The following is a 16557-nucleotide window of genomic DNA, read 5'->3' as shown; positions in this document are numbered from 1 at the left end:
GTACCCAGTATCAACCGCTTGAGCCTCTGGAGCATCCCCATGTCTGCGACGACGCCGTCCACGCACCCGACAGAGCTCTCCCGGCCCGACGCGCGCGGCAGCGGCCCCCTCCCCCGCATCGGCATCGCGGGGATCGCGATCGAGTCCTCGACCTTCACCCCGTACCGCTCCTCCGAGCAGGACTTCGAGGTGCGGCGCGGCACCGGGGCGATCCTGGAGCGCTACCCCTTCTTCGCTGACGGCTCGACCTCCGGTCAGGCGCTGCGCGAGGCCGCGGAGTACGTCGGCGTGCTGCACGCGCGGGCATTGCCCGGTGGTCAGCTGGAGCGCGAGGCCTACGAGGCCTGGAAGCAGGAGATCGTCGACGGGCTGGCCGCCGCGCACGCCGAGCAGGCGCTGGACGGCTTCTTCTTCGACATCCACGGGGCCATGAGCGTGGTCGGGCTCGAGGACGCCGAGGGCGATCTGATCACCGCGATCCGCGCGGTGATCGGCCCGGACGCCGTGGTGGGCACCGCGATGGATCTGCACGGCAACGTCTCGCACACCCTGTTCGAGGCCTGTGACCTGCTGACCTGCTACCGCCACGCGCCGCACATCGACGCCTGGGAGACCCGCGAGCGCGGCCTGCGTGACCTCGTGGGGACGGCCGCCCGGGTGCGCGACGGCGGCGCACTGCCCCACAAGGCGCTGGTGCACGTGCCGATCCTGCTGCCCGGGGAGAAGACCTCCACCCGCATCGAACCGGCGAAGTCGATCTACGCGGGCATCCCCGCGATCACGCAGCGCGACGGCATCACCGACATCTCCTGCTGGATCGGCTTCGCCTGGGCCGACCAGCCTCGCTGCCAGGCGGCGATCGTCGCCGTCGGGGACGACGCCGCAGCGGTCGACGCAGCCGCCCTCGAGCTCGCCGGCACCGTGTGGCAGGCCCGCCACGACTTCGAGTTCGTGGCCCCCACCGGCAGCTTCACCGAATGCCTGGACCGCGCCCTGGCGTCCGAGGCACGCCCGTTCTGGATCTCCGACTCCGGGGACAATCCGGGCGCGGGCGGGGCCGACGACACCACCTACTGCCTGGCCCGGCTCCTGGACCGCGAGGAGATCCTCTCCGGGCGGGTCAGCGCGCTGATGGTCTCGCTGGTCGATGAGGTCTCCGCCGACGCCGCCCACGAGCTGGGCGTCGGCGGCCGCGGCGAGTTCGCGGTGGGGGCCCGGATCGACACCCGGGACCCGGGACCGGTGCGGCTGCGCGCCGAGGTGTCGGCGCTGGACGAGACGGGCCCGACAGGTCGCGCCGCCGCACTGCGCGTGCTCGAGGGAGACCGGCCGACGGGGCTGACCGTGATGGTCACCGCCCGGCGCTCCCAGTGGGCGCGCCACGAGATGTTCGAGCGCCTCGGGCTGTCGATGACCGGCTTCGACGTGGTCACCGTGAAGATGGGCTACCTCGAACCCGATCAGTACGAGGCCGCCGCGGACTGGCTGCTGGCCCTGACCCCGGGAGGCGTGGACCAGGACCTGGTGCGCCTCGGCCACTCCCGGATCAACCGCCCGATGATCCCCTTCGATCCGGAGATCCCGGCCCCCACCAGGCAGGACGTGCTCACCGGCGGAGGCGCCCACAGCTGACCGTAGCCCACTCGCGGGGCCGCGTCGTGCTGCACAACGGCCCGATACGCCTCGGCCCCCACGTCCATTCCACCGAAACGCATCGCGGATGAAGCGGATCGAGGGAACGGACGGGCAGCGCTCTGCGTATCGTGCGGAGGGGCTGCCTTCCGTGCATCGCGCGGCTCAACGGACCCCGGCGACGATGTCGTCGACGACGCGTTCGGCGACTTCACGCACCACGGGGCCGGGAGCTCCCCGCAGCGGGCCGTGCACCATCAGCTCGGCGCACCCGTGCACCGCGGACCAGCAGGAGAACTCGGCCCCGCGCCGTCGCTCGGGGGACAGCGCCCCGGTCGCCGCGCACTCATCCAACGCAGCCATCAGCTCGGCGAAGGGCGGCACCTGCCGCAGGGCGGGCGAGCCCGCCGGATCGGTGCCGCGCCCGGGCGAGCTGCCCGGACGGGATGCGTTCGCAGCCGCGGCCCCCGGACGGGAACCGCTCACGGCTGCAGGCCCCAAACGGGCGCCGCTCGCCGGTGGCACCCGCACGCTCGAGGGCAGGCCGTCCTCGTCGGCCGGCCCGAAGAACGCCAGCTCGAACCAACCCGGCTCCTCGAGAGCGAAGTCGATGTAGCCCAGTCCCACCCCGCGCAACCGGAGCAGAGCGGCATTCTGCGGGTCCTGCTCGGTGAGGCTCTCGTCCCGTGCCCGCATCCGCGCGACCATGCGGTCCTGGATCTCGGAGGCCAGCGCGCCCATCAGCGCTGAGCGGTCGCGGAAGTGCCGGTAGGCGGCCGCCGGCGAGACGCCGACGCGACGTGTCACCTCGCGCAGGGAGAGCGCCGTGGGACCGCAGCGGGCGACCTCGAGCGCCTCGGCCACCAGCGCCGCGCGCAGGTCACCATGGTGATAGGGACGCGATCTCTCCGACACCCTTGACGCTCAACTCCTCGAAGTTTACGGTGTTCACACCGAATGTGTACGGCGTTAACATGCACTGTATCCCACTGATCTCAGGAGAGCATGATGGCCACGATCCCGACCGCCCTCCCACCCGTCGTCGACACCAGCACATGGCAGAGCGAGCTCGACGCTCTGCGGGTACGCGAGAAGGCCGCCACCCGAGAACTCGACGCCATCGCCGCCCAGCGCCGCCGTCTGCCGATGGTCGAGATGCCCGAGTACACCCTGGAGTCGAAGGACGGGCCCGTGCGCCTGGTGGACCTCTTCGACGGCCAGTCCCAACTGGTCACGTACCACCACATGTGGTCCCCCGGCGCCGAGTGGCAGTGCGGCGGCTGCACGAGCTGCACCCACCAGTTCACCCGGCTCGAATTCCTGCGCCGCTACGACGCCCGTTTCGTCGTCGTCACCCAGGGGCAGATCGACGAGGCACTCGCCTACCGGGAGAAGGTGGGCAACGAGATGGACTGGTACTCGACGGCCCACAGCTCCTTCGGGGCCGACGTGGACGCCCCGCCCGGGGGTGGCTTCGCCGTGAACGTGTTCCTCCGCGACGGTGACCGAGTCTTCCGCACCTGGCACACGACCGGCCGCGGCACCGAACAGCTCACCTACACCTTCGCGCTGATGGACGTGCTCCCCTACGGCCGCCAGGAGAGGTGGCAGGACTCCCCGGAAGGCTGGCCGCAGTCGGGCACCGGCTCGGGGTGGCTCGACTCGCCCGAGGTCGCCGCGCTCTACGGGAGGACCGCGTCATGAACAGCCCCCAGCACTCGGGGGCCGAGGAGACACGGCTCGTCGCCGAACGTACCGTCGACGCCTCCCCTGCGACGGTGTTCTCCCTGCTCACCGACCCGTCCAAGCACCACCTCACGGAGCCGACGGACTGGGTGAGGGGCTCGCTGGAGGCTGACCCAGCACCGATCACCGAGGTGGGGCGGGTCTTCGGGATGGACATGTTCCACGTCGACGCCGGCGGGCATTACGAGATGTACAACCAGGTCATCACCCTCGAGGCGGAGCGCGCGATCGCCTGGAAGCCCTCGCAGTACGGCGCCGACGGCACCCTGGCCAGCGGCGGATGGGTCTGGCGGTACGACCTCGCCGCGACCCCCGCCGGAACTCGGGTGCAGCTCATGTTCGACTGGAGCGAGACCCCGCCCCAGCTGGCCGGGGAACTCGGGTTCCCTCCGTTCGCCACGGAGTTCCTCGACCGCTCTCTCGCCGCTCTCGCCCATGCGGTGGAGACCGTCCCGAAGTGAGTCCCCCGACGTCCCGGCGTGGCCGGATTCGCTGAGAGTTGTCCCGGCCCGGGTTCAGGTTGTCCCGGCCCGGGTTCAGACGGTGACGGTAGCCTTCGGGGACGCCCATGACGAGGAGCTCTCGCGGCGCCCGGACCCGGCCCGCCCGGACCGCCGGCCCCGAGAGGAGCACTTCGTCTCCGCCGTCCGAGGGAGCAGCGGGTCCGTGAGTGACGGGAACGCAGGACCGGCCGAGAAGCCGGGGAACGGGGACGCGACGTCCCCAGATCCCGTCGCGCCCGGCGATGTCGACCTCCCCTGGAAGGCCACCCCGGAGCGGCGGAGCCTGTGGGGGCCGGTCGAGAGACCGCTCGAGGGCACCGTGCACGATCCCGGCTCCGATGCGGTCGGCCGGTCGCGCCGACGCTCGGGCCTGTTCGCCGTGGGGGTCCCGCTCCTCGCCGGCGGCCTGGTCGGCGTGGCCTGCCTCGTCCTCGGACTCGGCACCGCGATCGTCGGCCCGCTCGGCGCCCTCGGCCTCGCCGCCGGGGCCGGCGTGCTCGTCGCAGGCGGCAGCGGCGTGGCCGTGCGCGCCCTCCGACAATCATCGACTCCGCAGGTCACAACTGGAACCGACGGTCCCGACACCACCGCGCGGATGCTCGAGGAGGTCCGGCGGGCCACCGCCGAGACCCGACAGCGCACCCGTCAGCTGCGCCATCGGGCCTCCGAGCCGACCGTCGGCCTCACTCTCGAGCACGTCGAGTCCCTGCTGCGGCGGATCGACGCCCTCGCCGACTCGGAGACGCTCCGCGCCCAGCGCCCCTACGAAGGCGAGGTGACCATGCTCGAGGGGATGGCCACCCGGTACCTCCCTGAGCTGGTCGACGCCGCCGCCGACATCATCGGGTTCCTGGACACCTTCGCCGGCAGCGCCCGTCAGGAGGCGCTGGAGAATCTCGAGGACATCGATCAGCAGCTCACCGTGCTCGGGGACGGGCTCGAGCAGATCGAGAGCGACCTCGTCGCCGGCGTCTCCCGCTCCCTCGAGGTCCATGCCGAGTTCCTGCGCACCCGCTTCGCCGACCAGCACCTGAACCCGATCATCGACGTCTGAGTACCCCTGCCCGTGCCCCGTCCGACCCCGTCGAGGAGACCCCGATGAACAAGCTCGAACCGCCCACACCCGATCCGGAGATCGCGCCCGCCGAACCCGTCGAGCAGATCGAGGAGGACGAGGCCGTCTCGATGCTGACCGAGCTCCCCGCCGAGCAGCAGCAGGACCTCGAGGACCGAGCCGACCAGTGGCTGGACCAGATCACCACCCTGAACCCGCACTCCCAGGAGTTCACCGCCCAGGTCGACGCCCTGGGGGCCGTGGCCCGCCGGACCTTCGAGCGCACCAGCGGCACCTCCTCCCGCTTCATGGAGCAGTCCATGCGCGATGCCCGCGACTCCGGCGGCGCGCAGGAGTCGGTCTCGAAGTCCCTGGGCGAGCTGCGCACGACGATGGAGGATCTGGCGCCGAAGGAGGAGACCTTCGCCGACAAGGCACTCTCGTGGCTCCCGGGCAGGAACGTGGCCAAGCGCTACTTCCGCGGCTTCGAGTCGAATCAGGAGCAGCTCGACGAGGTGATCGCCGCCCTCGGCCGCGGTCAGGAGATGCTGCAGCGCGACAATGCCGAGCTGGCCGTGGAGCGCCGCTCCCTGTGGGATGACCTCAGCGCCCTGCAGAAGGCCTCCTACCTGCTGGGACTGCTGGACAAGCAGGCCGTGCGGCGCGCCGAGCAGGCTCGCGCGGAGGGGAAGGCCGACGCGGCGAACGCACTGGAGCGGGACGTGCTCTTCGCGGTGCGTCAGCGGCGTCAGGACGTGGCCACGCAGATCGCCGTGACCGTCCAGGCATACCTGGCGATGGGCCTCATCGAGGACAACAACACCAAGCTCGCCCAGGGCGTGGACCGTGCTCGCACCACCACCGTCACGGCGCTGCGCACCGCGGTGATCACGGCCCAGGCGCTGGAGAACCAGAAGATCGTGCTGGACCAGATCGACGCGGTGAACCGGACCACCGATTCCCTCATCGACCGCACCTCGCAGATGCTCGCGGACAACACGCTGAAGATCCAGGAGCAGGCCACGAACTCGGGCGTCTCCCCGGAGACCCTGCAGAAGGCCTTCGACAACCTCTTCACCACGATGGACGGGATCGACGCCTTCCGCAGCCAGGCCAACGAGAACTTCCTGTCCACGGTCACGGCACTGGAGCACCAGGTGGAGCGGGCTCAGCCCTACCTCGAGCGCATGCAGCAGGAGCCCGAGGAGACGGCGACGCTCGAGAAGAGTGCACAGGACCTGCTCGAGATCGACGACTGAGCGGGGCGGCCCGTGGCACAGGCCCCGTGCCCGGACCTCCTTGCGGCAGGTCAACCGGTTGTGCAGACTGACGGTCGCACGGCCGGTGACCGCGTCGCGCCCGACAGCACCGTTGCTCCGCCCGCATCGAACGGATGGTCCCGATGTCTCGCCTCTCCTCCCGCACCGCCCTCGTCACCGGCGCCGCCTCCGGCATCGGCTTCGCCGTGGCCTCCCGCTTCGCCCGGGAAGGGGCCCGCGTCGCCCTCGCCGACCGGGACGGCGCCGCGGCGGAGAGCGCGGCCACCGGCATCGCGGAGGAGACCGGTGATGGCACCGCCCGGGCGCTGACCATGGACATCTCCGACGAAGCGGCCGTCGGAGCGGGCTTCGCGGAGCTCGGGTCAGCGGGCTGGGCACCCGATGTCGTGGTCGCCAACGCGGGCGTCCAGCTGTTCGGGCTGGACGCGAAGATCGCCGAGCTCGACCTCGAGGTCTGGCAGCGCACCGTGGACGTGAACCTCACCGGCACCTTCCTGACCCTCAAGCACGCGGTCCGCTCGATGCTGGCCACGGGCGGCGGCTCGATCATCCTCACCGGCAGCCCCACCGGCCTGACCGGCGAGGGCAACGACTTCACCGCCTACTCGGCCACCAAGGCCGGCATCCACGGCCTGGCCCGCACCGTCGCCGCCGCCTATGCGGCCGACGGGATCCGCGTCAACACCGTCGTCCCCGCCTACACGGAGACTCCCCTGGTCACGACGATCTCGGATGATCCCACCGAGCGCGCCGCGATCGTGGGCCGCATCCCGCTGGGCCGCGCCGGCACGGCCCACGACGTCGAAGGAATCATGGTGCTCCTCGCCGGCGAGGACGGGGCCTTCGCCACCGGCTCCCTGTTCGCGGTGGACGGCGGCATGACGTCGTTGTGATCGGCGTGGCGGACGACCCGGCGCCCGCGGCCCTCAGGAATCGACGAGCGTGACCTCGAAGGAGTACCGCGAGGCGCGATAGACGTGGTACCCGAACTCGACCACGCTGCCGTCGTTCGCGAAGGACTTCCGCTCCATGGTCAGCAGCGCCGCGCCCACCTCCTCGTCGAGCAGCTCGGCGTGCTCCTCGTCGGCGACGGTGGCGCCGATGCGCTCGTGCGCGAGCACCGAGACCACCCCGTCGGCCCGCAGCGAGGCGTACAGGCCGCTGTCGGCGAGGCTCTCGCGGGAGGGGGCGATCCGTTCGGGCAGGGTGTTGCGCATGACGGCCAGGGGCTCGTCGTCGGCGTAGCGCACCCTGATCAGGTCCAGCACCTGCTCGCCGGCGCCGAGCTGCAGGCGATCCACGGCCTCGGCCGAGGGGCGCCCGATGCGGTACTCGATGATCTCCGTGCGGGGGGCCTTCCCGGCGGTGCGCAGGTCGTCGTACAGCGAGGTCAGCGCGACCTGACGGTTCACCGGCGCCTGCACCACCTGGGTGCCCACGCCGCGCTTGCGCACCAGCATGCCCTTGTCCACCAGCTCCTGGATCCCCTGGCGCACCGTCGGCCGGGACAGCCCCAGTCGCTTGGACAGGACCAGCTCGTTCTCCAGCCTGCTGCCGGGCGGCAGGGTGCCGGAGCGCACCGAGGCCTCGATGGCCCCGGCCAGCTGCAGGTAGAGCGGCGTCGTCGCGGAGCGATCGACCTCGATGTCGATCTCCGTCGCGCCCGGGGTCTCCACGGGCATGCCCACCTCCGATGTCTCCCTGTCATGGTCTCGGCTCCGTCGCGGATCCGAGTCGTTCCGTGCTGCTCCGCTCAGGACGACACCCATGCCCCGAACATACCGTGAGCCGATCCTGCCGGGCGCGGGCCGCGTCCCGGGGGTCTCAGTCCCCGTAGCGCGTGCGGTACCCCTCCTCGAACTCCTCGAGGGAGACGTCCTTGGTCTCCGGGACGACCTTCCAGTAGAAGAGGAACGCGACCACGTTGATGAGCGCGAAGATCAGATAGGTCTTCGATCCGCCGAGGGACGTCATCATCACCGGGAACACGAGCGCCACGATCCCGTTGAAGAACCACAGCGCCCCCACGGAGATCCCCTGGGACGCGCCGCGGATCTTGGCGGGGAAGATCTCCGCCAGCAGCACCCAGGTCACGGTCCCGGCCTGCTTGATGAAGATGAACAGGGAGACCACCGCGAGGATCAGCCACGGGATCAGCAGCGGGACCGCGTCCCCGACGGAACCGTCCGCGCTCATGTGCGGCTCGATCCCGAAATGGAACAGGGCCGCCAGGAGGAACAGCGACACGGCGATGCCGAACTCCTGCGCCATCCCGACGTGGCGTCGCATGAACTTCGCGACCAGCCAGAGTCCGAGCAGGGACCCGACCGCGGAGACGAATCCTGTCAGCACGTTCAGCAGCAGCGCGTCGGCGGTGGAGAACCCGGCCGCGGACAGGATCGTGGGCATGTACCACATCGCCGTGTTGATGCCGGTGAGCTGGTCGAAGATCCCCAGGCCGATGCCGATCCAGATCAGGCGTCGGGTCCACTTCTTCGCGAAGCCCCGCCGCAGTGACCATTCCTCCTGCTTCTCCTGCTGTCGTTCCAGGTCGATCATCTCGGCGACCTCGTCGGTGACGGCCCCGTCCTTCGAGGGGTCCCGCAGCTGCTTCAGACTCGCGATCACGTCGTAGTACCGCTGGTTCGCGGCGTACCAGCGCGGGGACTCCGGCATCACCCGCATCCCGATCCACAGCACGAGGGCCGGCAGCGTCGCCAGGATCAGCATCCAGCGCCAGGCATGTCCGTTGCCGTCGGCGACGACGAGGCCCTCGATCTGCTGGAGCGCGTCCCAGGAGACGGTCTCGCCGGGTTCGAACTGCCCGGTCGGATCGCTCTGGACGGTGGCCTCCGGCGCCCGCACCATGCGGGAGATCGCGGCGTTCATCGAGTAGGCGATGAACTGTCCGAACACGATCATGAACTGATCGATCGCGACGACCGGGCCGCGGATGCGCTTGGGTGCGGACTCGGCGAGGTACAGCGGAACGGTCGACGAGGCACCGCCGACGGCCCAGCCCAGGATGAAGCGGAACGGCGAGATCACCACGACGTTCGGCGCGAGCGCGCACCCGATGGTGCCGACCAGGAAGATGATCGCCAGCAGCATGATCGCCTTGCGGCGGCCGATCCGGTCGTTGATCTGCCCCCCGATGAGCGCACCGAAGGCCGCCCCGAAGGCCAGCAGGGAGGTGACGACCCCCTCCTCCGCGGAGGAGAGCTCGAGCCCACCGGCGGCGAGCGGGAGGTGCATGTAGGAGAGCGCCCCGGCGATCACGCCGGTGTCGTACCCGAAGAGGAAGGACCCCATCGTGGCGACGGCGGCGATGGCCAGCGGGCCGCGGCGCTTCCCGGCGGCCCTGATCCTCTCGACGAGGCCGGGCAGCTCCTCCGGGGAGGGCACATGGCCAGGGGGCAGCGCGGAACGATCCGTGGTGGGCATCATCGACTCCAGGGGGATCATCATCGGCCCGGGTACCGGTCACACCGGGGGCCCGGGCGGGGCGGGTGGTCGTCAGGGGCGAGGGCGAGTGGTGACCGGCACGAAACCGTCGCTGGTCAGCGCCGTCTCGGTCGCCTCGCAGGCGGCGGCGGCCAGGTAGCCGTCCCAGGCGGTCGCGGACCGGTCGGCGACGTGCGAGCCGTCCCGGACGGCCGCGACCCAGGCCTGGACCTCGGCGTCGTACGCGTCGAGGAAGCGGGGCCGGAAGTCCGGGGGGATCGCACCGCCCCACCGGGCGCCCTCGAGATGCGTGGTCACCCGCCCGCTCCCCGTGCCGATGGTCGCGATGCCGCGCGAGCCCAGCACCTCGGTGCGGACCTCGTAGCCCGCGTCGGTGTTCACGTAGAGCTCGTCGGTGACGATCCGCCCTGACTCCGTGCGGAACAGCAGCAGCATCGGGTCGTGCTGGCCGCCGTCGGCCCGGGGCCCGGGCACCGGCAGGACGGCCTGGACCGCGACGATCGGCTCCTCGAGGAAGTAGTGGATCGCGTCGACCTCGTGGACCGAGGAGTCGTAGACCATCATCGAGTCCACGAAGCCGGGCAGGGTGTGGGCATTGCGGTGCTTGCAGTTCAGGATGCTGATCTCGCCGAGCTCCCCGGCATCGATCGCGTCCTTGAGCTCCGCGTACTCCCGGTCGAAGCGGCGCATGAAGCCGAGGGAGACGTACCTGCCTCCGGAGGCCTGCTCGGCCTCCACCACGCTGTAGGCGTCCTCGGGGTTCATCGCCAGCGGCTTCTCGCACAGCACCGGCTTGCCGGCCTCGATGCAGGCGGTGGCCTGCTCGCGGTGGAAGCGGCCGGGGCTGGCGATGAGCACGGCGTCGACGTCGTCGGCGGCCACCAGCTCCTGCCAGGATTCCGCGACGCGGCAGCCGGGCGCGGTCGCGGCGACCTTCTCGGCGGTCTCGCGCACGTAGTCGTCGACCACGCTGACGCGGGCGCCCTTGATGCGGGCGGTGAGGCGCTCGACGTGGTCGGCGCCCATCTGGCCGACGCCGATGACGCCGACGCGCACGTCCGGGGGGAGGGTGGTGTCAGGGGTGGAGGTCATGCGGGTCTCCTGCGTGAGGTCGGGGGTCGTCAGCGGAAGTCGCCGGCGCGCGGATCGGTGCCGAGCTCCTCCCAGGTGCCGCGCACCCAGGTCTGCTCCGGATGGTCGGTGATGTTCCAGGCCCGCACCGGCTCCGGGCCCGCCATCACGTTGAGGTAGTACATGGCGTGGCCGGGCGCGGCCGCGCAGGGCCCGTGCCAGCCGTGGGGCACCAGCACGGTGTCGCCGCTGCGCACCTCGCTGAGCACGTCGATCGGCGTGTCCTCGCCGCTGGTGGTGGTCCGGTGGTAGCCGAAGCCGGGACCGCCGCCGGGGGCGTCCTGGATCTCGTAGTAGTAGATCTCCTCGAGCTGTGATTCACGGTGCTCGGGGTCGTCGTCGGTCGTGTCGTGCTTGTGCGCGGGATAGCTGGACCAGTTGCCGCCGGGGGTGATGACCTCGCAGGCGATCAGGCTGTCCATCGCGTCGAAGGCGCCGACGGCCCCGAAGTTGCGCACGGTGCGGGTCATGTTCCCGCCGCCGCGGATCTCGACCGGCACGTCCTCGGCGCGGATCAGGGCGACCGGGTGAGCGGCGGTGGCCACGGCCGTGACCAGCGCGAAGCGCCCACCCTCGGAGGAGCGGAGGGTCAGCTCCGCGCCGACGGGCACGTAGAGCACGTCGGTCGCGGAGGCGAACACGTCACGGCGCCCGCGCAGGGTGTGGGTCTCCCCCGCGACGGCGACCTCGCAGCCGCCGCTGAGCGGGACGACCATCACCTCGACGCCGTTCGCGATGGTGGTCTCGCTCCCGCCCGGCGGCAGGGCGAGCACACGCAGGCCGGTGTGGTCCCAGCCGTCGCGGGCTCCGGGGTCGATGATCGTCTCGTAGGTGCCGCGGCCGGTGGAGCCGGCGGGCAGGTGCAGCTCGGAGGAGTTCGGCGTGCCGGAGGTGGAGGACATCGGTGGTCTCCCTTCGAAGAGGCTGGTCAGCGGAGCATGTCGACGGAGGCGCTCACCGCGGCGGTGACGTCGTCGTCGGCGGGGTACAGCAGGGTGCGGCCGACGACGAGCCCGCGCACGTTGGGCCGGGACAGCGCGCGCTTCCAGGTCGCACGCAGGATGTCCGGGTCGTCGTTCGCGGGGTCCCCGCCGAGGATCAGGGCCGGCAGGGTGGTGGCGTCCATGACGCGCTCCATGTCCTCGACCGCCGGCAGCTTCAGCCAGGTGTACGCACTGGTGGCGCCGAGCCCCTGGGCGATGTGGATGGACCTGATGACCGCCTCGGGGCTGAGGTCGTTGACGACCCTGCCGCCGCCCGGCCGGCCGGACATGAACGGTTCCACCATCGCGATCAGCTCGTGCCGGGCCAGATCGGTGACGGCCTGCGCGCTCGCCTCGAGGATGAAGGACGTGCGGTCGTCCTCGAGGTCGATCCGGGTGAGCATCTTGCCGCCGTCGAAGCCGGACGCCGCGATCGCGGCGGCGTCGTACGCGGTGAAGCGGTCCTCGATCTCCCAGGAGCTGCCCTGCAGGCCGCCGCGGTTCATCGAGGCGAAGACGATCTTGTCCTCGAGGGCGCCGAGCAGGAGCAGGTCCTCGAGGATGTCGGCGGTGCCGAGCACCCCGTCCACCCCGGGCACGGCCAGGGCTTCGCGCATGCGGTCCAGCAGTTCGAGGCGGCTGGCCATGGCCGCCGGCCGGCTGCCGACGCCGAGGGCGCCGCGGGCCGGGTGGTCGGCGGCGATCACCATCATGGTGCCGTCGGTGTCGGCCACGGTGCGGCGCCGCCGGGCGGCCGCGAGGCGGCCGATCCGACCCGGGTCCTCCAGGCGGACGCGGGTGACCTCCTCGTAGGTGCTGACGAAGCCGCTTCCGGTGCTGCTCATGCCGTTTCCTCCTGGGCCGCGCCGACGCCGCGGTCGCGCAGGGCACCGAGCATCTGGTCGACGGTCCGTCCGTGGTTGGGGTCGCCGCCGTCGATCAGCAGGTCGATCTCCTCGCCGGTGGGCATGGCCGTCGAGCACTCCAGGCGGCTGGTGACGATGGCGCCGGCGGCGTTGCAGCGGGTCAGGATGGTCTCGAGGTCCTGGCCGGCCAGGAGGCCGTGGCACAGGGAGCCGCCGAAGCTGTCCCCGGCGCCGAGCCCGTTGATGACCTCGATGAGGTTCGGGGCGACCTCCACGCGGTCCTCGCGGGTCTTGCCGAGCACACCCTTGGGGCCCTGCTTGACGATGGCGATCTCGACGCCGGCCTCGAGCAGGGCGTCGGCCGCCCGCTCGGGCTCCGACTCGCCGACGGCCACCTCGCACTCCTCCTTGTTGCCGACCGCGACGGTGGTGTGCTTCAGCGCCTCGCGGTACTGGGCGCGGGCGTCCTCGACGGAGTCCCAGAACATGGGCCGGTAGTCGAGATCGAAGACGGTGTGGGCGGTGCGCCCGCGGGCCTCGAGGGCGGTGAGGTGCGCCGAGCGGCTGGGCTCCTCGGAGAGCCCGGTGCCGGAGAACCAGAACAGCGGGACGTCTGCGATCGCCTCGAGATCGAGGTGCTCGGGGGCGACCTGCAGGTCGGGGGCGCTGGGCCGGCGGTAGAAGTACAGGGGGAAGTCGTCGGGCGGGAAGATCTCGCACAGGGTGATCGGGGTGTTCAGCTCGCCGTTGCGGACGACGAAGCGGCCCGAGACGCCCAGACGCTCCATCTCCTGGACCACATAGCGGCCGAAGGGGTCATCGCCCACACCGGTGATCACCGCGGGGGCGTGCCCGAGGCGGGCGGCGGCGACCGCGACGTTGGTGGGGCTGCCGCCGAGGAACTTGCCGAAGCTGTAGATGTCCTCGAGGCCCTTGGCGATCTCCAAGGGGTAGATGTCGACACCGCTGCGACCGAAGGTGATGATGTCGAGGTCGGGTGCTGCCATGGTACGGAGCCTCTCTGCGTCGAGATCTGGGCGGTGACCAGGGATGATCCGCTGTGTCGTGCCGCGCGATGGGTCTATCGTCCCACTGGTGGTTTTCTTTGTCCAGACAAATTAGCAATCATGTCCGGGAACTGCGGTCAGCAGTCAGAGCTCCCCGGTGAGGAACTGCGCCCGGCCGTGGCCGAAGGACCAGTCCTCGCGGTCGTTGTGGACCACGGAGAGGATCAGGTCCTCCGGGCGCACGAGGTCCGCCGCGGCGAGCCGCTCGGCGAGCGCGGCGTAGAGCGCCTGCTTCTGCTCGGTGCTGCGCCCCTGCTGGGTGACGTGGATGATCACCACGCCGTCGCTGCGCTGGATGCCGAGCCCGGTGTCCTCGGCGATGATCGAGCCGACCGGCAGGGTCTCGAGGATCTGGTACCGGTCCCGGGGCGGAGCGGCGAACAGCTCGAGCATGACCTCCTGGACGATGTCGGCCATCTCGCGGGTCTGCGCGGGAGTGCGGACCTGCTGCTGGGAGATGCGGACGAGAGGCATGATCGGTTCCTTGTCTGGGCCGGGGCCCGGTGGGGTGCGGCGCACCGGTGGGTTCAGACGCCGGCGCTCCGTGCGGCATCGAGCAGGGTGCGCGCGCCGCGCTCGAGGCCCTCGATCTGCCCGAAGGCGGCGTCCTCGTGCTCGATGTTGACGTGCAGGTCGGGATTCACCGCGGCCAGGGCGGTGAGGAAGCGTGCCCAGTAGTCCGTCCCGTGCCCTTCGCCGAGGGCCACGAAGCGCCAGGCCGGGTCTTCCGGCCAGGTCGAGCAGTAGTGCCCGATGCCCGTGGGGGTGCGCTGCGCCGGATCCTCGGGGACCGGCCCGAAGGTCGTATCGAGCACGCCGCGGGTCGCCACGGCCGGGAGCACCGCGGTGTCCTTGGCGTGGACGTGGGTGATGTGGGCGCCGAGGCGCTGGATGCACTCGATCGGCTCCATCTGCTGCCAGAACAGGTGCGAGGGGTCGAGGTTCACACCGATGTTCGTCGGCTCCACGCGTTCCAGGAACTGCTCGAAGGTGGGCGGGGAGAACACCAGGTTGCGCGGGTGCATCTCGAAGGCGATCTGCACGTCGTGACGACGGGCCAGGGCGTCGATCTCCCGCCAGAAGGGCACGGCCACCGACCACTGGTGCTCGAGGATCTCGAGGTCGATGCCGTTCCACGGGTTCACGATCCAGGCCGGGTAGCGCGCGCCCGCATCGGTGCCGGGGGTCCCGGACATGGCGACCACATCGCGCACGCCGAGCGCGCCGGCCAGCTCGATGGTGCGGCGCAGGTCCTCGGCGTGGCCGATCCCCTCGGTGGGCAGCGGGGACAGAGGGTTGCCGGAGACCGTCAGCCCGGTCAGCTGCATCCCGCGGTCCGCGAAGAGGCGCAGGTACTCGCGCCGGGCCGTCGCGCCGGCCAGCAGCGCGTCGACCGGGGCGTGCGGGGCGGGGATGAACCCACCGGTGTTGATCTCCGCACCGGCGAGACCTGCCCCGGCGAGGACGTCGAGCGCCTCCTCGAGGGTGCGGTCCTGCAGGCAGGCGGTGTAGGCGCCGTAGGTGAGTGCCATGGATGGGGTCCTTTCGCGAGGACGAGATGGTGGGAGTGGGGCGGGCGTGGCAGGTCAGTCGATCGCGATCACGCTGCCGCCGTCGGCCGCGGACCGGGCGACGGCGTCCAGCACGCGCATCTGGCGGTGGCCGTCGGCGAAGGTGGCGCACGGCGGCAGGGCCCCGTCGGTGACCCCGGCGACCTGCTGCAGGAAGGCGTGGGCCTGATAGGTGAACTGTTCGATCTGAGTGAGGCCGACGCCGCCGAAGGCCATCGAGGACCCGGCCGCGAAGTACGGGAACTCGGGATTGACCAGCACCTGGCGCAGGCCGCCCAGGCCCTGGGGCGAAGTGCCGTCGGCGACCTGGATCTCGCCGGTGCGGTCCAGGGACCAGCTCGCGGTGCCGCCGGTGCCGAGCACCGTCAGCGCCTTGTAGTTGGGCAGGCCGTGGGCGACGCGGGAGACGGAGAAGGTCCCGGCCGCCCCGGAGGCGAAGCGGGCGGTGAAGGTCGCGACGTCGTCGTTCTCCACCGCTTCCCGGGGGGCGTCGGCGGAGGCCGCGACCCCGCGCCCGCCCGCGACCGCACCGTCGGCGACCGGCCGCTCCGCGATGGTCCGCACCAGCTGCGCCCCGGAGACCTCGACCACGGGGCCCAGGATCAGCTCGGCCGAGTCGACCAGGTGGGAGCCGACGTCGCCGAGCGCGCCCGAGCCCATCGGGCCCTTGTAGCGCCAGGCCATCGGCACGTTCTCGTCGGCCCCGTAATCGCACCAGTAGCGACCGTCGAGGTGGGCGATGGAGCCGAGGGAGCCCTCGCTCGCGAGCTTCGCGAGCATGGCGACCCCGGCGTTGCGTCGGAAGGTGTAGCCCGTGGCGAGGACGAGGTCGGGGTGCTGCTGCTCGAGGGCGGCCATCGCCTCGGCGTCCTCGAGGGTGCCCGCCAGCGGCTTCTCGCACAGCACGTGCTTGCCGGCCGCGGCCATGGCCTCGGCGATCTCGCGGTGCAGGGCGTTGCCGACCACGATCGAGACGATGTCGATCGAGTCGTCGGCGGCCACCTCGCGCCAGTCGCCCACGGCCCTCTCGTAGCCGTAGCGGGCGGCGGCGTCCTCGGCGAAGGGCAGGTGCATGTCGGCGATCGCGGCCAGGCGCACGGGCGGCAGGCCCAGGTCGTAGACGGTCCCGGCCTGGCGCCAGGCGTTGGCGTGGGTGGTGCCGGCCATGCCGGCGCCGATCACGGCCACGGACAGGGGTGAGGTGGTCATGTCTGGTCCTTTCACAGGGGTGCGAGCTCGGTGGTGAGGTCGTGCGGTGG

Annotated in this window: 16 protein-coding genes; 6 read left to right on the top strand and 10 right to left on the bottom strand. The window is 71.3% G+C overall.

All coding sequences use genetic code 11. The features are described from left to right. Positions 1-39 precede the first annotated feature (39 nt). Positions 40-1632 carry a M81 family metallopeptidase gene (locus tag JOF43_RS04425; protein WP_209899658.1) on the top strand — a complete coding sequence of 531 codons (1593 nt, stop codon included), beginning with the start codon at positions 40-42 and terminating at the stop codon, positions 1630-1632. 165 nt (positions 1633-1797) lie between these two features. On the opposite strand, the gene JOF43_RS04420 is transcribed toward JOF43_RS04425, so the two are convergent. After that, positions 1798-2547, bottom strand: a complete 750-nt coding sequence (locus JOF43_RS04420; RefSeq protein WP_209899655.1) for a TetR/AcrR family transcriptional regulator — start codon at positions 2545-2547, stop codon at positions 1798-1800. Between the two features lie 90 nt (positions 2548-2637). Between JOF43_RS04420 and JOF43_RS04415 the strand changes: the two genes are divergently transcribed. From JOF43_RS04415 to JOF43_RS04395, 5 genes are all read left to right on the top strand, one after another. Then, positions 2638-3336 carry a DUF899 domain-containing protein gene (locus JOF43_RS04415; protein ID WP_209899653.1) on the top strand — a complete coding sequence of 233 codons (699 nt, stop codon included), beginning with the start codon at positions 2638-2640 and terminating at the stop codon, positions 3334-3336. Then, positions 3333-3839 carry an SRPBCC family protein gene (locus JOF43_RS04410; RefSeq protein WP_209899650.1) on the top strand — a complete coding sequence of 169 codons (507 nt, stop codon included), beginning with the start codon at positions 3333-3335 and terminating at the stop codon, positions 3837-3839. Before JOF43_RS04415 ends, JOF43_RS04410 begins: the two co-directional genes overlap by 4 nt. Before the next feature lie 205 nt (positions 3840-4044). Beyond that, positions 4045-4935: a hypothetical protein gene (locus JOF43_RS04405; RefSeq protein WP_209899647.1), complete on the top strand. Its 891-nt coding sequence runs from the start codon at positions 4045-4047 to the stop codon at positions 4933-4935. A gap of 44 nt (positions 4936-4979) precedes the next feature. Then, entirely contained in the window at positions 4980-6194 is a 1215-nt protein-coding gene (locus JOF43_RS04400) for a toxic anion resistance protein (RefSeq protein ID WP_209899644.1), read from the top strand. Between the two features lie 143 nt (positions 6195-6337). Further along, complete coding sequence (locus JOF43_RS04395) at positions 6338-7108, top strand: SDR family NAD(P)-dependent oxidoreductase (protein ID WP_209899641.1); 771 nt, start codon at positions 6338-6340, stop codon at positions 7106-7108. Positions 7109-7141: 33 nt separating this feature from the next. On the opposite strand, the gene JOF43_RS04390 is transcribed toward JOF43_RS04395, so the two are convergent. From JOF43_RS04390 to JOF43_RS04350, 9 genes are all read right to left on the bottom strand, one after another. Further along, on the bottom strand, positions 7142-7897 hold the full coding sequence (locus tag JOF43_RS04390; protein WP_209899638.1) for a GntR family transcriptional regulator: 756 nt from the start codon (positions 7895-7897) through the stop codon (positions 7142-7144). Between the two features lie 142 nt (positions 7898-8039). After that, positions 8040-9683 (bottom strand): MFS transporter, encoded by a 1644-nt coding sequence (locus JOF43_RS04385; protein WP_209899635.1) that lies wholly within the window; start codon positions 9681-9683, stop codon positions 8040-8042. 48 nt (positions 9684-9731) lie between these two features. Continuing rightward, entirely contained in the window at positions 9732-10772 is a 1041-nt protein-coding gene (locus JOF43_RS04380) for a Gfo/Idh/MocA family protein (protein ID WP_209899632.1), read from the bottom strand. Between the two features lie 29 nt (positions 10773-10801). Next, positions 10802-11713 (bottom strand): 5-deoxy-glucuronate isomerase, encoded by a 912-nt coding sequence (gene iolB / locus JOF43_RS04375; protein WP_209899629.1) that lies wholly within the window; start codon positions 11711-11713, stop codon positions 10802-10804. A gap of 26 nt (positions 11714-11739) precedes the next feature. Then, entirely contained in the window at positions 11740-12639 is a 900-nt protein-coding gene (locus tag JOF43_RS04370) for a Cgl0159 family (beta/alpha)8-fold protein (RefSeq protein ID WP_209899626.1), read from the bottom strand. Then, the gene (gene iolC / locus JOF43_RS04365) at positions 12636-13667 is read right to left on the bottom strand and encodes a 5-dehydro-2-deoxygluconokinase (protein WP_209899623.1); all 1032 of its coding nucleotides are present in this window, start codon (positions 13665-13667) and stop codon (positions 12636-12638) included. Before iolC ends, JOF43_RS04370 begins: the two co-directional genes overlap by 4 nt. Before the next feature lie 144 nt (positions 13668-13811). Next, a complete protein-coding gene (locus JOF43_RS04360) occupies positions 13812-14201 on the bottom strand; it encodes a tautomerase family protein (protein WP_209899620.1) in 390 nt (129 codons plus the stop codon). A 53-nt stretch (positions 14202-14254) separates the two neighbouring features. Beyond that, positions 14255-15259 (bottom strand): sugar phosphate isomerase/epimerase family protein, encoded by a 1005-nt coding sequence (locus tag JOF43_RS04355; protein WP_209899616.1) that lies wholly within the window; start codon positions 15257-15259, stop codon positions 14255-14257. A 54-nt stretch (positions 15260-15313) separates the two neighbouring features. Next, positions 15314-16507: a Gfo/Idh/MocA family protein gene (locus tag JOF43_RS04350; RefSeq protein WP_209899613.1), complete on the bottom strand. Its 1194-nt coding sequence runs from the start codon at positions 16505-16507 to the stop codon at positions 15314-15316. Positions 16508-16557 lie beyond the last annotated feature (50 nt).

This window comes from Brachybacterium sacelli (assembly GCF_017876545.1).
Lineage (GTDB): Bacteria > Actinomycetota > Actinomycetes > Actinomycetales > Dermabacteraceae > Brachybacterium > Brachybacterium sacelli.
This window is presented reverse-complemented; position numbering and strand designations above follow the sequence as displayed.

What these genes read in the sequence shown, in the direction of transcription:
- iolB (WP_209899629.1), bottom strand. Translation starts at nt 11,713, where the DNA reads ATGTCCTCCACCTCCGGCACGCCGAACTCCTCCGAGCTGCACCTGCCC.
- JOF43_RS04370 (WP_209899626.1), bottom strand. Translation starts at nt 12,639, where the DNA reads ATGAGCAGCACCGGAAGCGGCTTCGTCAGCACCTACGAGGAGGTCACC.
- JOF43_RS04350 (WP_209899613.1), bottom strand. Translation starts at nt 16,507, where the DNA reads ATGACCACCTCACCCCTGTCCGTGGCCGTGATCGGCGCCGGCATGGCC.
- JOF43_RS04390 (WP_209899638.1), bottom strand. Translation starts at nt 7,897, where the DNA reads ATGCCCGTGGAGACCCCGGGCGCGACGGAGATCGACATCGAGGTCGAT.
- JOF43_RS04415 (WP_209899653.1), top strand. Translation starts at nt 2,638, where the DNA reads ATGATGGCCACGATCCCGACCGCCCTCCCACCCGTCGTCGACACCAGC.
- JOF43_RS04395 (WP_209899641.1), top strand. Translation starts at nt 6,338, where the DNA reads ATGTCTCGCCTCTCCTCCCGCACCGCCCTCGTCACCGGCGCCGCCTCC.
- JOF43_RS04380 (WP_209899632.1), bottom strand. Translation starts at nt 10,772, where the DNA reads ATGACCTCCACCCCTGACACCACCCTCCCCCCGGACGTGCGCGTCGGC.
- JOF43_RS04385 (WP_209899635.1), bottom strand. Translation starts at nt 9,683, where the DNA reads ATGATGATCCCCCTGGAGTCGATGATGCCCACCACGGATCGTTCCGCG.
- iolC (WP_209899623.1), bottom strand. Translation starts at nt 13,667, where the DNA reads ATGGCAGCACCCGACCTCGACATCATCACCTTCGGTCGCAGCGGTGTC.
- JOF43_RS04360 (WP_209899620.1), bottom strand. Translation starts at nt 14,201, where the DNA reads ATGCCTCTCGTCCGCATCTCCCAGCAGCAGGTCCGCACTCCCGCGCAG.
- JOF43_RS04400 (WP_209899644.1), top strand. Translation starts at nt 4,980, where the DNA reads ATGAACAAGCTCGAACCGCCCACACCCGATCCGGAGATCGCGCCCGCC.
- JOF43_RS04425 (WP_209899658.1), top strand. Translation starts at nt 40, where the DNA reads ATGTCTGCGACGACGCCGTCCACGCACCCGACAGAGCTCTCCCGGCCC.
- JOF43_RS04410 (WP_209899650.1), top strand. Translation starts at nt 3,333, where the DNA reads ATGAACAGCCCCCAGCACTCGGGGGCCGAGGAGACACGGCTCGTCGCC.
- JOF43_RS04355 (WP_209899616.1), bottom strand. Translation starts at nt 15,259, where the DNA reads ATGGCACTCACCTACGGCGCCTACACCGCCTGCCTGCAGGACCGCACC.